This is a genomic window from Tenacibaculum sp. AWR4_210, assembly GCF_056160945.1.
On sequence record NZ_JBSWYF010000002.1, the window covers coordinates 372,323 to 386,382 of the forward strand.

The window sequence follows — 14,060 nt, forward strand, 5'->3', positions numbered from 1 at the left end:
TAAACAAATGTAGTGAACTGATTCTATTTGTGTAATTCTTTACAAAGTTGTAACATTACACATCAAAAAACAACACCCATGCAAGACGATAAAAATTTATCGAAAATTACGATCGAAGATCAACAGATCGTAGACAACAATCAGTTAAATATTTTTGAAGCACTTTTTCCTGTAATTGCCTTAATTTTAATGCTCGCATTCAATGTTTTTGTCTTTGGAGACGATGCTTTAAGTGGTAGTAATCAGTTTGTCTTGTTATTGGGAGGTGCCGTTGCAGCGATTGTAGGATTTAAAAATGGTGTTTCGTATAAGACCATGATCGATGAAGTAGCTGAGAATATCAAATCGACGGCCGGAGCTATTTTAATTTTACTAATGGTAGGTTCCTTGGCAGGAACTTGGTTGATAAGTGGAATAATACCATCGATGATCTATTACGGACTGCAAATTCTAAATCCGACCATATTTTTAGTGGCCTGTTTAATTATTTGTGCGGTAATTTCAATTGCTACAGGAAGCTCATGGACGACTGCTGCGACCGTGGGGATTGCTTTAATGGGAATTGGTGAAGCTTTAGGAATTTCGATGGGAATGACGGCCGGAGCCGTATTGTCAGGAGCCTATTTTGGTGATAAAATGTCACCGATGTCTGATACTACGAATTTAGCGCCAGCGATGGCGGGAACCGACTTGTTTACCCATATCAAGTACATGGGATACACAACCATTCCTACTTTTGTCGTTTCACTAGTGTTTTTCTTAATTCTTGGATTTACCCAAACTTCTACTGGAGAGGCCGATACCGCTGCTATGTTAACAGATATTCAGAAAGCCTTTAACGTGACGCCTTGGTTGTTTATCGTTCCTGTATTGGTAATCGTGCTCATCATAAAAAAGACCCCACCGTTAATAGCCTTATTAGCGGGTACCTTGTTAGGTGGAGTTTTTGCTTTGATTTTTCAACCAGGTGTGGTAGCACAAATAGCTGGTGTGGAGGTATTAGATGTAAAAACGGCTTATAAAGGAGTGATGAAAGCCATCACTGTAGAAACTGCAGTTCCTACCGATAATGAGGTCTTAAAAGACTTGTTTACGGCTGGAGGAATGAAGAAAATGCTCAATACTGTTTGGTTGATCTTATTAGCCATGGTGTTTGGTGGTGTTATGGATGCTATTGGAGCATTAGCACGTATCAGTAGTTTTATGCTTAATTTGTTCGATTCTGTTTTCGGATTGTTTGCGAGTACCGTAGCTACTTGTATCGGATTAAACATTACGGCATCAGATCAGTATTTGGCAATTGTTGTACCGGGTAAAATGTATGCCAAAGCTTATGAAGACAAAGGGTTGGCTCCTGAAAATTTGAGTAGAACTCTCGAAGATTCAGGAACAGTGACATCCGTGCTTGTACCGTGGAATACTTGTGGTGCTTACCACTCAGGAGTATTGGGGGTACCGGTTGTAGACTATGCCTTTTATGCAATTTTTAACTGGTTGAGTCCATTTATGACCTTGCTCTTTGCAGCGTTTAGAATTAAAATTCGTCAATTGACAACAAAATAAATAAAAAAGGCTGGTGTACTTCACCAGCCTTTTTTTATGAATTTTAACGATTTTTTTCTTGCAGTATGACTGCTTTCTTTACTTGACGGTATCCGTAATCTTTTGCCTCAGCAAATGAAATGTCGTAGCGTCTTGGAAATTTTTTGAGCTGTTCTGGAAACCTACTGAGCAGTTGGTCGTAATAGGTGTCTAAAGTGGCTCGATTTGGAGCTTCGAAATGCAAACGGAGCTGAAAACGCCTTAAAATAGCGGTATCAATGACTTCCGAATAGTTCGTGGCACAAATTAAAATGACGTCCTCACTTAAATTATCGATAAGCTGCAACAAACTCGTAACAAGTCGCTTCATTTCGCCTGAATCCTTTTGATCGTAGTTTCGAAGTTTGCCGAGTCCATCAAACTCATCGATAAACAAAATACACGATTCACGGCTGGCTTTTTTAAAAATACTACCGATGTTTTTAGCCGTTTCTCCGAGTTTGGACGAAACGACCTCACTTAAATCGATGCTAAATATTTTCTTTTCAAGTGCTTTTCCCAATGCTTTGGCAGTTGCAGTTTTTCCACAACCACTGGCACCGTAAAACAGCAGTTTATGGCTGACGGGTAATTGGTAGTTGCGCAAGGTTTCTTGAAAGCTAATTTCGTCTAAAAAGTCATCGAGTTGCACTCGATTCGATTTCGAAAGAGACAGGTCGTCTAAGCTTAAAACGACTTGCTCGGGGCGAGTAGTAAGGTGGTACATGGCTAAGAGGCGGTTTTAGGACTGTGTTCAGGACAGTCAACACGTAATTCAGTAGTTTTTAAATACAATTCTAATAAAGAACAGTAGTGCTTTCCTTCGGTATAGCGGTATTGTGCACAATTGCGACACATGCGTTGTACGGTGATCACGCCATCGGAGTTCAGCCCATTGATGAGGTGCATTAAACCGTCGAGAATTAGGTCTTGCTGGTCGTTTGATAATTGCTGAATGCTTTTTTCTATGGGATTGGTAAACACCGAACACTGTTGAGCAATAGCAGTGCCGCTAGGACTTAAATCAATCGTATAACTTCGAGTGTCGTTCGGGTCTTTTTCTTTGGTAATCAGTTCTTTTTTAAAGAGTACGCGAATACTGTCGCTTACGGTAGCTTTCGTCATGTTAAACTCTTTGGCTAAATAACTGACCTTGCGTTGCTCTTTTGGATGATACAACAGAAAGATCATAAGTTGAATTTGAATAGGGCTGAGCTGGTGTTTTTTGGCTTCCTCCCAAAGGAGTACGCGAAATGTTTCAGAGATGCGCTCTAAGGCGACAATCATCTTACTAGCGAGTTTGTGATCTTGTGTTTTTGGATTAAAAGCCGACATAAACGAAAGTTTTGCTTCACAAAATTAGTAATCCTAACTATGTGAAGCAAAAAAAGTTATGCCTTTAAGTCGGCAATAGCGGCTCCAAAGTTAATGTGGAGTACATTTCCCGTAGGAGTTACTAAGGCGGGAACCGAGGTGATGGCCGCAGCTTCTGCTTCTTGAATTTTTTCGGGCTGCTCACCTAAATGAATAATTTCAACAGCATCTTTTCCGATGAGTTCAACGAGTTCCGCTTCTGCTGTGACGCACACTGGGCATCCTGCGTGGTAAAAAATTGATTTGTTCATAATGTGTATGTTTTGTGGGAACAAATATAGTAAGGAATCCTAACTAAACAAAATTAATACTTGAATTTTCAAAAACTCTCGTACTTTAGCAGTATGGAATTTCCTAAAAAACTACAGCAAAAACTGGATCGTAGAGCCGAAGAGGCAGCTTTGAGAAGCTTGGGGAAAGCACAGCGTGGTGTCGATTTTTCATCGAATGATTATTTGGGCTTTTCGCGGTCAAAAATGCTTTTCACCCGTGCAAATTCCCTGTTGTCTGAGAAAGATTTACACAGTAATGGCGCTACGGGGTCACGCTTACTCTCCGGAAATTACAGCCTGTACAATGAGCTGGAATTGGCGTTAGCTACGCTGCACAACGCAGAAGCAGGACTTTTGTTCAACGCTGGGTATGCCGCTAATACTGGGCTGTTTGCCAGTGTTCCTCAACGAGGAGATGTGGTCTTGTACGACGAGTTTATCCATGCCTCTATTCGCGATGGTGTTCAATTGAGCAACGCTAAGACCTATAAGTTCAAACACAACGATCACGTGAGTTTGGAGCAAAAATTACAGCAGTTTAGCGAGCTTCAGAGTGCGCATGTATACGTGGTTACGGAGTCGGTGTTTTCTATGGATGGTGATCAGCCCGATTTGGAGATGATGGCAAAACTATGTAGTGACTATGGTGCCTACCTAATCGTTGACGAAGCTCATGCTTTGGGAGTTGTCGGCGATCGAGGATTAGGACTGGTACAACAATTAGGACTGGAAAATAAGGTATTTGCCCGAGTAATGACTTTTGGTAAGGCTATGGGATGTCACGGAGCAGTGGTGTTGGGGACTGAAGCACTGAAATCGTACTTGGTGAATTTCGCCAGAAGCTTTATTTATACTACCGGAATGCCTCCTCACGCTTTGGCGGTTATTTCCGCAGGATACGAACATTTAGTAACTACAGGTGCCGAAGCAAGATTGCGCCTACAAGAAAATATCAAACACTTTTTGAAGGAAAGCAGCCGATTGGGGATCGACTTTATACCGAGTACGAGTGCCATTCAATGTACCGTAATAGGAGGAAATGAGAAGACGAAAGGAGTTGCTAAGTTTTTACAAGATTCAGGATACGATGTAAAGCCGATACTTTCACCGACTGTAGCTGTAGGAAAAGAGCGCTTGCGTTTTTGTTTACACAGTTATAATACGCCCAGAGAAATATCGGATGTTTTAGAGAAGCTCATTACCTTTGCAGGGTGAGTTTAGTCATTAGCATGAGATTCCTCGTGAAGGATTCTGTTGTAAACTCTTAAATTTGAAACTTATGCAAAAAAAATATTTTATCACTGGAATTTCTACAGAAGTAGGGAAAACGGTGGCTTCGGCAATCGTAACTGAAGCGTTACAGGCCGATTATTGGAAGCCAATACAGTCAGGTGATTTGGAAAATTCAGACACGGATAAGGTGAGGCGATTGGTGTCAAACGAGACGTCTGTTTTTCACGATAATTCGTATGCGCTACAAACTCCGATGAGCCCACATGCAGCTGCGGCGATTGATGGAGTTCGTATAGAATTGGATAAAATTGTAGCGCCAAATACCGAAAATCACTTGGTGATAGAAGGGGCAGGTGGATTGTTAGTACCTTTAAATGATACCGATACTATCCTCGATTTGATTCAACCGGAGTATAAGGTTATCGTAGTTTCACGACACTATTTAGGGAGTATTAATCATACTTTACTAACGGTAAACTTATTAAAGGCTAAAGGCTTTGATGTGGCCTTATTGTATTCAGGCGACGAGCACCCAACAACGGAGGCTATCATAGAAAAGATGACCGGAGTTTCGGTAATCGGACGTATAGCGGAAGAACCGTATATAGACAGCAATGTAATTCGTGAATACGCAGAATTGTTTAAAGAGCGCTTATGACTTTAAAAGAACGAGATAAAAAACATTTGTGGCATCCCTTAACGCAGCATAAGTTACACCCTAACCACATAGCCATCACCAGAGCTAAGGGTGCTGTTTTGTACGATGAAGAAGGGAATTCGTATATCGATGGAATTGCATCGTGGTATACCTGTATGTACGGTCATTGCAACCCGTATATTACGGAAAAGGTGGCGGAGCAAATGCAAACGCTTGATCACGTGGTGTTCGCTGGTTTTACGCACGAACCTGCAGTTCGTTTATCCGAAGCACTTGTGGCTATTTTACCTGAAAATCAAGAAAAGATCTTTTTTTCGGATAATGGGTCGACCTCGGTAGATGTGGCTATAAAAATGGCCTTGCAATACCATTTTAATCAAGGGCAGAAAAGACCCAAGATTCTGGCCTTAGAAGGTGGATTTCACGGAGATACTTTTGGAGCGATGTCTGTATCAGGATTGTCGGTATACAACGGTCCGTTTGAAGATTTTTTTATTGATGTAGCTCGTGTTCCAGTTCCTACCGCAGAGAATATAGAGGAAGTTGTTGCTTTGATGGAGCAGTTGTTGACTGACAATGAAGTAGCTGCTTTTGTCTATGAACCTTTGGTTCAAGGAGCCGCGGCGATGAAGATGCACGATGCTGCGCTTTTAGAAAGACTGCTGTTGTTGGCAAAGAGCCACGGAGCATTGACGATTGCAGATGAGGTAATGACTGGTTTTGGAAAAACAGGGAAGAATTTCGCTTCTGAGTATTTGACCGTTCAACCCGATATTATGTGTCTGTCTAAATCATTGACAGCAGGATTAGTCCCGATGGCAATTACGAGTTGTTCCTTAGCGGTTTACAACGCGTTTTTAAGCGATGATATGGGAAAGGGGTTTTTTCACGGTCATACCTATTCAGCAAATCCAACGGCCTGTGCCGCGGCATTGGCAGGGATAGAACTATTGCAATCCGAAGAAATTCAACAAAACATCCAACGCATCATTCAATCACATGCTACATTTGATACGAGAATTAAGCAACATCCCAAGGTAAGGCAAACACGTCAGTTAGGAGTGATTTACGCTTTGGATTTGGAATTGGATATGGAGCGTTATGGAGCAGCGCGCTATCAGCTTTTCAATTATTTTATGGAGCGAGGAGTGTGCTTACGACCTCTTGGAAATACCATTTATATTTTGGCCCCTTTTGTCATTACAGCGGAGGAGTTGAGCAAAGTGTACCAGGTTATCGAAAACGCCTTAGAAATACTATAAAAAAAGCTGCCTTCAGGGCAGCTTTTTTATAACACAAATTACGTTTTAGAGTTGCTCTAAAACCTTCTCTTTTTCAAGTAAGTTAATCACTTGTTGATTTTCTTTAATCAGAATGTAGATTTCTTCATAAATCCAGATTCCGTCATTTTTTATTCCTTTGACTATTAAATACCCTTCGTCCTTACTTCCGTTTACAGGAATTTTAACATCGATTTTTCCATCGTCATTGCTGTAGCTGATATTCCCTTGAGGGAGTCCGTCTTTGGTGACAGGTGTTCCCAAATATTGGGCAACAGCTTCGTTTTTGTTCGCCAATGCTATGGCGTATTCGACCGGTTCAGATTCGGTGAGCATTTTAGACACTCCAAAAAAGGCAGCTCCTATACCGAGTACGAACAAGACAATGATGCTCATACAACCTGTTAAAGGAACAAACCAAAGCCAATTACGGCCAAACCAACTTTTTCTCTGATGTTCTGACATATCATTTTTTATTTATAAGACGATAATTTGTTTAATATGTTACAAATAACAAAATCTAAACTTATAAATACTGTGAGTAGGGAGAATAAGTTTTATTTTTGTCGAAATTTTTTGAAGGTTTGATGAAACATATATCCATAACCTCAATGGCTTCAGTTTCGGCATTAGGAAGTGATTTTGAGGAGATTTGGCAGCGATATACAGATGGAGAACACTATTTACGTGTAAAGGATTTTGAACATTTTAGCGCTTGGGTAGCGGCATTGCCAGCAGCTGACTTACAGCGTATTGAGGCGATTGCGCAATCAGATGCGAAATATAAAGATCTGGATAAAACCGTATTGTATGCGTTGTATGTGGCACGTAAGGCCATGCGAAATGCAGGTTGGAAGGCAGGAGATGATTTTGGTGTAAACATGGGGTCTTCGAGAGGAGCCACAGCATTGTTTGAAAAGTACCACCGAGAATACTTAGCAACCAACACTTCGTCGACGTTGAGTTCACCAACGACAACTTTAGGGAATATCTCTTCTTGGTTGGCACACGATTTACAAACCAAAGGACCTGAAATATCACATTCTATTACCTGTTCCACAGGATTACATTCCTTGCTTAACGGTGTCGCTTGGCTGCGTTCGGGCATGAGTTCAAAGTTCATGATCGGGGCGAGTGAAGCTTCGTTAACAGGGTTTACTGTAGCGCAAATGCAGGCCTTAAAGGTATATGCACGAAATAGCGATCGCTATCCATGTAAGGCTTTTGATATGGACAAATCTAGAAATACGATGGTTTTAGGTGAAGGAGCTTCTGTTTGGTGTTTGGAGGCAGGAGAAACTTCGAACGCCCTTGCTGTAATAGAAGGTGTGGGGTATGCTACGGAGGTCTTAAAACACAATATTTCTATTTCTGCGAATGCCGATTGCTTCCAAAGATCGATGAAAATGGCACTGGGAAGCTTGCCGGAGACAGCGGTAGATGCTATTGTGATGCATGCACCTGGAACCCTGAAAGGAGACAGTTCAGAAATCAATGCTATTCAAAAAATATTTGGAGAACACTGTCCTTTTTTAACAACCAACAAATGGAAGCTCGGGCATACTTTTGCCACTTCGGGATTGTTGAGTATGGAGTTGGCAGTGATGATGTTACAGCAGCAACAGGTTATTTCTGTGCCATTCGCAGCAGAGCAGCAGCCTGTAAAAGAGTTGAATAGAGTATTGGTGAATGCCGTAGGTTTTGGAGGGAATGCCGTGTCGGTATTATTGCGTAAAAAGTAAAAAACATATAATATATTATTAGTACTTTTGAATCTTCAAACAACTAACTAATAAACTTGAGTTTATGAGCGATGTAAGAAACGATTGGACAAAAGAAGAAATTTTAGCGATATATAATAAGCCGTTGATGGAGCTGTTACACGAGGCTTCAACAATGCACAGAAAGTACCACGACCCGAATACGGTTCAGGTAAGTACCTTGATATCGATAAAAACGGGAGGATGCTCGGAAGATTGTGGTTATTGTCCGCAAGCAGCACGTTACCACACGGATATTGACGGAAATGATTTGATGACGGTGAACATGGTAAAAGCTCAGGCATTGCGTGCCAGAGAGAGTGGTTCGTCAAGAGTGTGTATGGGAGCTTCATGGAGAAATGTTAAAGATGGTCCTGAATTTGATCAGGTTCTTGAAATGGTTCGTACCATTAATAAATTAGATATGGAGGTATGCTGTACCTTAGGTATGGTTACTGAGAATCAAGCAAAGCGATTAGCAGAAGCAGGATTGTACGCGTATAATCACAATATTGATACTTCGGAAGATTACTACGATGACGTGATCTCAACAAGAGCGTTTAAAGATCGTATAGATACCATTGAAAATGTAAGAAAAACAAACGTTACTGTTTGTTCAGGAGGTATTATTGGAATGGGAGAGAGCTTAGAAGACCGCGCGGGTATGTTAGAGACCTTGACGCGTTTTTCACCACATCCAGAATCGGTGCCAATCAATGCCTTGGTAGCAGTGGAAGGAACTCCGTTAGAAGATCAACCACCGGTGAACATTTTTGAAATGGTACGCATGGTTGCTACTGCCCGTATCGTACTACCTGAGTCACAGGTGCGCTTATCGGCAGGTAGAACTCAGATGAGTAGAGAAGGACAAGCGATGTGTTTCTATGCAGGGGCCAACTCTATCTTTGCAGGAGATAAGTTATTGACCACGCCAAACCCAGATATTAACGAGGACATGAAAATGTTCGAAGAATTAGGGTTGAATCCACAAAAAGCATTCTACAAACACGAACAACGCGAGTCTGTAGCTGCTGAAGAATCGAAACTTGAGGCATTGGGAGAAAAGCCGAAATGGACACGTCCGGACCATAAGATTGAAAGAAACGAACAAAAGAAAAAAGAAGCGATTGCAATTCGCAGAAAGTAATTCGCATAATACGTATTAAAAAAGGCATTCATAGTACTATGAATGCCTTTTTTTAACAGAGTGAAGGTTAAGAAACTTCGTAACATTTTCTTAACTTTGCTTCTTGAAAAAATTGGAAGTATGGGACTACAATTACAGCAAGTAGATAGAGTTAAAACCATTACTAAGGAAGACTTTATCAAGAATTATTTCAGACCGCAGAAACCTGTGGTTATTGAGCGTTTTATTGAAGACTGGCCAGCATATGAGAAATGGTCTTTAGACTATATGAAAGAAGTTGCTGGAGACAAGACGGTTCCCTTATACGATGATAGGCCAGTAGATTATAAAGACGGTTTTAACGAGCCACACGCCACTATGAAGATGAGTGAGTATGTAGATTTGTTAAAGAAAGAGCCCACGAAATTTAGAATTTTCCTATGGAATGTTTTAAAAGAAGTGCCACAACTTCAAAAGGATTTTAAATTCCCAGATTTTGGATTGAAGTTGATGAAAGGACTGCCCATGTTGTTTTTTGGAGGTAGAGATTCGTATACCTTTATGCATTACGACATAGACTTAGCTAATATTTTTCACTTTCATTTTGAAGGAAAAAAGAAGTGTATTTTATTCGATCAAAAACAGAATAAGTTTTTGTATAAAATCCCACATTCGCTGATTACCAGAGAAGATATCGATTTTAACAATCCTGATTTTGAAAAGTGGCCCGCGCTTAAAAATGCCAAGGGATTTGTAGCAGAATTAGAACACGGTAATGTATTGTATATGCCCGAAGGATGGTGGCACTACATGCGATATATTACTCCTGGTTTTTCTATGAGTTTACGCGCTATAGCACGAAAGCCGAAAAATTTGAGTAAAGCAGTATACAATGTATTTGTCATGAGAACTGTAGATAATATCATGAGGAGAATTCGCGGTCAGAAATGGATTGATTGGAAAAACGAACAAGCCATTGTCAGAACGAATAAAATCAATCAAATACAACCATAAAAAAAGGACTTCAAACGAAGTCCTTTTTTTTATGGTGTGCTTACTAATTACTTAGCTTCTTCATATCTTCTTTCAACTTCGTTCCAGTTGATTACACTAAAGAAAGCCTCGATGTAATCTGGACGACGGTTTTGGTAGTTTAAGTAGTATGCGTGCTCCCAAACGTCTAATCCTAAAATTGGAGTTCCTTCACAAGAAACACCTGGCATTAAAGGATTGTCTTGGTTTGGCGTTGAGCAAACTTCAACTTTACCTCCTTTGTGAACACACAACCATGCCCATCCTGAACCAAACTGCGTAGCAGCGGCTTTAGAGAAAGCATCTTTAAACGCCTCAAAAGAACCGAATTCCGCTTCGATAGCGTCTTTTAACTCTCCTGATAAACGACCTTTGTCTTCTGGGTTCATCACAGTCCAGAATAAAGAGTGGTTGTAAAATCCACCTCCGTTATTACGAACAGCCATGTTGTTCATGTCTAAGTTAGTTAAGATATCTTCGATTGATTTATCAGCTAAATCAGTTCCGTCGATAGCTCCGTTCAACTTAGTAGTATATCCGTTGTGGTGCTTGCTATGGTGGATTTCCATAGTTTTAGCATCTATATGTGGTTCCAAAGCGTCGTAAGCATAACCTAATTTTGGTAATTCAAAAGCCATAAGTATTTAAATTTTAAATGGTTAATTTTTTGTTTTTTCTAGGGTAAAGTTACTCTAAAAAAATAAGGCAAACAACCGTTTGCCTTAGGGAATATTTATTTCGCTATAAATAGATATTATCGCTTAGTATTTTGGTTTTTCTTCTGCTGAAAAGTCGGCCATAAATTGTTCCGCTTTTTCTACGAGCTGCTTGCTACCACAATAGAAAGGAACGCGTTGGTGTAGCTCAGTTGGTTTGATATCTAAAATACGAGTAAAACCATCCGAAGCTTTTCCGCCAGCTTGCTCGCAAATAAAGGCCATTGGGTTACATTCGTACAACAAACGCAATTTTCCGTTTGGCGCGATGGCAGTGGCAGGGTAAATATAAACTCCCCCTTTAATCATATTTCTGTGAAAGTCCGATACCAAAGATCCGATGTAGCGCGCTGTATAGGGTCTGTTGTCTTCTTTGTTCAATTCTTTACAGTGGATTAAGAAGCGTTTCATTCCTTCTTGAAAGTGGGTAAAATACCCTTCACTCACCGAATAGATTTTTCCAATTTCTGGAAACTGCATGTTCGGATGTGATAGGTAAAAGGTACCGATGGCAGGGTTTAAGGTAAATCCGTTAACTCCGTTTCCAGTGGTAAATACCAACATGGTTGAGGTACCATAAGCTACGTAACCCGCAGCAACTTGTTCACTCCCCTTTTGTAAAAAATCTTCTTGTGTAACAGGAGTTCCTACCGGAGAAACTCTGCGATAAATAGAAAAAATGGTTCCTACAGAGACGTTTACATCGATATTTGATGACCCGTCTAAAGGATCCATCAATAACACATATTTATTTTCGTTGGTTTTATTGCGACCTTCAACTACTACATAATCGTCCTCTTCTTCACTGGCAATCCCACATACAATTTCTCTGTTTATCAATGTTTGCTTAAACAAATCATTGGCCAAAACATCGAGTTTTTGTTGGGCTTCTCCCTGGACGTTGATGTCACCAGCGGCTCCAGTAATATCTACCAATCCAGCTTTTCTAATTTCGTGGTTTACTACTTTTGCTGCTAAGCGGATGGAATTTATTAATCGAGATAACTCACCAGAAGAATATTTAAAGGATTTTTGATTGCTGATGATGAATTCACCCAGCGTCATGTGCTTGTTATTCATGATAAATTTTTGTGTTGTACACAAAGATGCCCACTTTTTTCCATATCTACAACGATTTCGTTGTTTAAAATTTTCAACAAAATATCTCGATGTGTTTTAATTTTTAGGTTTATTTTTAGCGGTACGTTTTCAAAGTATCTTTACCAAAAATTACAGACATGAGTTTTCAGATTAGACCAGGAAAAGCAAGCGATGCTCGAGCAATACTCGACTTAATTATTGAGTTGGCAGTCTTTGAGAAGTTGCCGAATGAAGTAGAGCTAACAGAGGCCGATTTGCTTCGCGACGGATTTTCTGACCAGCCCAAGTTTAAGACCTTCGTAGCCGAGGAAGCCGACGGAACCATTATCGGAATGACCTTGTTTTACGAACGCTATTCTACTTGGAAAGGGAAAATTATTCACCTTGAAGATTTGATGGTGACCCAACAGAAAAGAGGGGTAGGAGCCGGAAAAGCGCTGTATACCGCTGTACTTAAGTACGCTTATGAACAGGGTTGTAAACGCGTTTCTTGGGAGGTGTTAGATTGGAATACGAGTGCTATTAATTTTTATAAAAGTACAGGTGCCAATGTCTTAGACGGCTGGCAAGTAGTACAAATGAATGAAAAGAATTTGGTAGAATTTGTAGGTACAGAGAACTAATGAGAGTTTTTAAATTTGGAGGAGCTTCTGTTAAAGATGCCGAAGCTGTAAGAAATGTTGCACGCGTATTGCAACACGAAGGAATCGATAATACATTGGTGGTGATTTCCGCAATGGGGAAAATGACCAACGCTTTTGAACGTTTGATCGCAGCGTATTTGGAAAAATCGGATGATTTTGATGCTGCCTATGGACATATAGAACAGTTTCACTTGCAGATGTTGGAGGAATTGTTTGCAACGGATACCCATGAAGTGTACGCTGCAGTAAATCAATTGTTAGGCAGATTGAACGGATTTATGTCGACCAATACGGAAAGTAATTACAATTATGTATACGATCAGATGGTGGGCTATGGTGAGTTGCTGTCAACAACTATCGTCAGCGCATACCTGGCAGATATAGGGATCCATAACCAGTGGTTGGATGTTCGTACGTGTATCCAAACCAATGCTAATTTTAGGGATGCTAAAGTGGATTGGAAGGCTACGGAAAGGGCTATTCAAGAAACTGTAAAATCCGATCAATTATATATCACTCAAGGTTTTATTGGTAGTTCAGATGTTGAAACGACCACCTCATTGGGTAGGGAAGGTTCTGATTATACTGCAGGAATTTTTGCCTATTGCCTAAACGCTAAAAGTGTAACCATCTGGAAGGATGTTGAAGGAGTGTTAAATGCGGATCCTCGCGTCTTTACAGAAACGCAGCTGTTGAAAAATATTTCCTATGCAGAAGCTGTTGAAATGGCTTTTTACGGAGCATCAGTAATACATCCAAAAACAATTCAACCCCTAGAAAAGAAAGATATTCCGCTCTATGTACGCTCATTTGACGATTTGACCAAAATGGGAACCAAAGTGAGTAAGGGAGTAGAACTAGATCCGTTGGTGGCTTGTTTTATCGTCAAGAAAAATCAAACGCTGATTTCCATTGCTGCGAAGGACTTTTCTTTTATGGTGGAAGACAATATTAGTCACGTGTTTAAAAAACTTCACGACTACAAATTAAAGGTCAACCTCATTCAGAATTCCGCACTGAGTTTTTCCGTTTGTGTAGAGGATAAATTTAATACTTTTGAGGACTTTTCAAAAGAATTGGAAGCCTCGTATGCTATAAAATCGTACAAGGAAGTAACCCTGTATACCATCCGACATTTTAATGATACCGCAATAAACGACATCAAAGCTAGGGGTAGAGCGATTATCAGGCAAATAAATACTGAAACTGCACAACTAGTCATCCAAGAAAAGGTGCAAAGCTCATAAATTTACGCTATATTTGCAGTTATGTCTAACTGCTAT

15 protein-coding genes are annotated in these 14,060 nt (G+C 40.3%); 9 read left to right on the forward strand and 6 right to left on the reverse strand.

From position 1 onward, the window contains the following. Positions 1–78: 78 nt before the first annotated feature. The gene (gene nhaC / locus ACXAG7_RS05035) at positions 79–1,563 is read left to right on the forward strand and encodes a Na+/H+ antiporter NhaC (RefSeq protein ID WP_408042105.1); all 1,485 of its coding nucleotides are present in this window, start codon (positions 79–81) and stop codon (positions 1,561–1,563) included. A gap of 43 nt (positions 1,564–1,606) precedes the next feature. On the opposite strand, the gene ACXAG7_RS05040 is transcribed toward nhaC, so the two are convergent. Genes ACXAG7_RS05040 through ACXAG7_RS05050 form a run of 3 tightly spaced genes read right to left on the reverse strand, consistent with a single transcriptional unit; the run spans position 1,607 to position 3,206 of the window. Beyond that, on the reverse strand, positions 1,607–2,308 hold the full coding sequence (locus ACXAG7_RS05040) for an AAA family ATPase (protein WP_476666172.1): 702 nt from the start codon (positions 2,306–2,308) through the stop codon (positions 1,607–1,609). Between the two features lie 2 nt (positions 2,309–2,310). Next, a complete protein-coding gene (locus ACXAG7_RS05045; RefSeq protein ID WP_476666173.1) occupies positions 2,311–2,916 on the reverse strand; it encodes a MarR family winged helix-turn-helix transcriptional regulator in 606 nt (201 codons plus the stop codon). Between the two features lie 56 nt (positions 2,917–2,972). Further along, positions 2,973–3,206: a thioredoxin family protein gene (locus tag ACXAG7_RS05050; RefSeq protein ID WP_408042108.1), complete on the reverse strand. Its 234-nt coding sequence runs from the start codon at positions 3,204–3,206 to the stop codon at positions 2,973–2,975. A 60-nt stretch (positions 3,207–3,266) separates the two neighbouring features. Between ACXAG7_RS05050 and ACXAG7_RS05055 the strand changes: the two genes are divergently transcribed. The 3 genes from ACXAG7_RS05055 (at position 3,267) to bioA (ending at position 6,380) form a co-directional block, all read left to right on the forward strand. Further along, on the forward strand, positions 3,267–4,442 hold the full coding sequence (locus tag ACXAG7_RS05055; RefSeq protein WP_476666174.1) for an aminotransferase class I/II-fold pyridoxal phosphate-dependent enzyme: 1,176 nt from the start codon (positions 3,267–3,269) through the stop codon (positions 4,440–4,442). A gap of 64 nt (positions 4,443–4,506) precedes the next feature. Next, positions 4,507–5,118: a dethiobiotin synthase gene (bioD, locus tag ACXAG7_RS05060; RefSeq protein ID WP_408042110.1), complete on the forward strand. Its 612-nt coding sequence runs from the start codon at positions 4,507–4,509 to the stop codon at positions 5,116–5,118. After that, on the forward strand, positions 5,115–6,380 hold the full coding sequence (gene bioA, locus ACXAG7_RS05065; RefSeq protein WP_476666175.1) for an adenosylmethionine--8-amino-7-oxononanoate transaminase: 1,266 nt from the start codon (positions 5,115–5,117) through the stop codon (positions 6,378–6,380). The genes bioD and bioA overlap by 4 nt, the downstream gene beginning before the upstream one ends. A 45-nt stretch (positions 6,381–6,425) precedes the next feature. Here bioA and ACXAG7_RS05070 read toward each other — a convergent pair whose 3' ends face one another. Next, the gene (locus tag ACXAG7_RS05070; RefSeq protein ID WP_408042112.1) at positions 6,426–6,863 is read right to left on the reverse strand and encodes a cytochrome c oxidase assembly factor Coa1 family protein; all 438 of its coding nucleotides are present in this window, start codon (positions 6,861–6,863) and stop codon (positions 6,426–6,428) included. Positions 6,864–6,985: 122 nt separating this feature from the next. On the opposite strand from ACXAG7_RS05070, the gene ACXAG7_RS05075 reads away from it, so the two are divergent. The 3 genes from ACXAG7_RS05075 (at position 6,986) to ACXAG7_RS05085 (ending at position 10,298) form a co-directional block, all read left to right on the forward strand. Then, positions 6,986–8,140, forward strand: a complete 1,155-nt coding sequence (locus tag ACXAG7_RS05075) for a beta-ketoacyl synthase N-terminal-like domain-containing protein (RefSeq protein WP_476666264.1) — start codon at positions 6,986–6,988, stop codon at positions 8,138–8,140. 64 nt (positions 8,141–8,204) lie between these two features. Further along, complete coding sequence (gene bioB / locus ACXAG7_RS05080; RefSeq protein WP_408042114.1) at positions 8,205–9,305, forward strand: biotin synthase BioB; 1,101 nt, start codon at positions 8,205–8,207, stop codon at positions 9,303–9,305. A 120-nt stretch (positions 9,306–9,425) separates the two neighbouring features. Then, positions 9,426–10,298 (forward strand): cupin-like domain-containing protein, encoded by an 873-nt coding sequence (locus ACXAG7_RS05085; RefSeq protein ID WP_408042115.1) that lies wholly within the window; start codon positions 9,426–9,428, stop codon positions 10,296–10,298. Positions 10,299–10,345: 47 nt separating this feature from the next. Here ACXAG7_RS05085 and ACXAG7_RS05090 read toward each other — a convergent pair whose 3' ends face one another. Further along, the gene (locus ACXAG7_RS05090) at positions 10,346–10,954 is read right to left on the reverse strand and encodes a superoxide dismutase (protein ID WP_476666176.1); all 609 of its coding nucleotides are present in this window, start codon (positions 10,952–10,954) and stop codon (positions 10,346–10,348) included. 123 nt (positions 10,955–11,077) lie between these two features. Next, positions 11,078–12,112, reverse strand: coding sequence for a class 1 fructose-bisphosphatase (fbp, locus tag ACXAG7_RS05095; protein WP_408042117.1), 1,035 nt, complete (start codon positions 12,110–12,112; stop codon positions 11,078–11,080). Positions 12,113–12,270: 158 nt separating this feature from the next. On the opposite strand from fbp, the gene ACXAG7_RS05100 reads away from it, so the two are divergent. Beyond that, positions 12,271–12,756: a GNAT family N-acetyltransferase gene (locus ACXAG7_RS05100; protein ID WP_408042118.1), complete on the forward strand. Its 486-nt coding sequence runs from the start codon at positions 12,271–12,273 to the stop codon at positions 12,754–12,756. Beyond that, positions 12,756–14,024, forward strand: a complete 1,269-nt coding sequence (locus tag ACXAG7_RS05105; protein ID WP_476666177.1) for an aspartate kinase — start codon at positions 12,756–12,758, stop codon at positions 14,022–14,024. Before ACXAG7_RS05100 ends, ACXAG7_RS05105 begins: the two co-directional genes overlap by 1 nt. Positions 14,025–14,060 lie beyond the last annotated feature (36 nt).

Excerpts from the sequence above, each read along its gene's own strand:
- fbp (WP_408042117.1), bottom strand. The coding sequence starts at position 12,112 with ATGAATAACAAGCACATGACGCTGGGTGAATTCATCATCAGCAATCAA.
- ACXAG7_RS05085 (WP_408042115.1), top strand. The coding sequence starts at position 9,426 with ATGGGACTACAATTACAGCAAGTAGATAGAGTTAAAACCATTACTAAG.
- bioD (WP_408042110.1), top strand. The coding sequence starts at position 4,507 with ATGCAAAAAAAATATTTTATCACTGGAATTTCTACAGAAGTAGGGAAA.
- ACXAG7_RS05100 (WP_408042118.1), top strand. The coding sequence starts at position 12,271 with ATGAGTTTTCAGATTAGACCAGGAAAAGCAAGCGATGCTCGAGCAATA.
- bioB (WP_408042114.1), top strand. The coding sequence starts at position 8,205 with ATGAGCGATGTAAGAAACGATTGGACAAAAGAAGAAATTTTAGCGATA.
- ACXAG7_RS05070 (WP_408042112.1), bottom strand. The coding sequence starts at position 6,863 with ATGTCAGAACATCAGAGAAAAAGTTGGTTTGGCCGTAATTGGCTTTGG.
- ACXAG7_RS05045 (WP_476666173.1), bottom strand. The coding sequence starts at position 2,916 with ATGTCGGCTTTTAATCCAAAAACACAAGATCACAAACTCGCTAGTAAG.
- ACXAG7_RS05105 (WP_476666177.1), top strand. The coding sequence starts at position 12,756 with ATGAGAGTTTTTAAATTTGGAGGAGCTTCTGTTAAAGATGCCGAAGCT.
- ACXAG7_RS05050 (WP_408042108.1), bottom strand. The coding sequence starts at position 3,206 with ATGAACAAATCAATTTTTTACCACGCAGGATGCCCAGTGTGCGTCACA.
- ACXAG7_RS05040 (WP_476666172.1), bottom strand. The coding sequence starts at position 2,308 with ATGTACCACCTTACTACTCGCCCCGAGCAAGTCGTTTTAAGCTTAGAC.
- bioA (WP_476666175.1), top strand. The coding sequence starts at position 5,115 with ATGACTTTAAAAGAACGAGATAAAAAACATTTGTGGCATCCCTTAACG.
- ACXAG7_RS05090 (WP_476666176.1), bottom strand. The coding sequence starts at position 10,954 with ATGGCTTTTGAATTACCAAAATTAGGTTATGCTTACGACGCTTTGGAA.
- ACXAG7_RS05075 (WP_476666264.1), top strand. The coding sequence starts at position 6,986 with ATGAAACATATATCCATAACCTCAATGGCTTCAGTTTCGGCATTAGGA.
- nhaC (WP_408042105.1), top strand. The coding sequence starts at position 79 with ATGCAAGACGATAAAAATTTATCGAAAATTACGATCGAAGATCAACAG.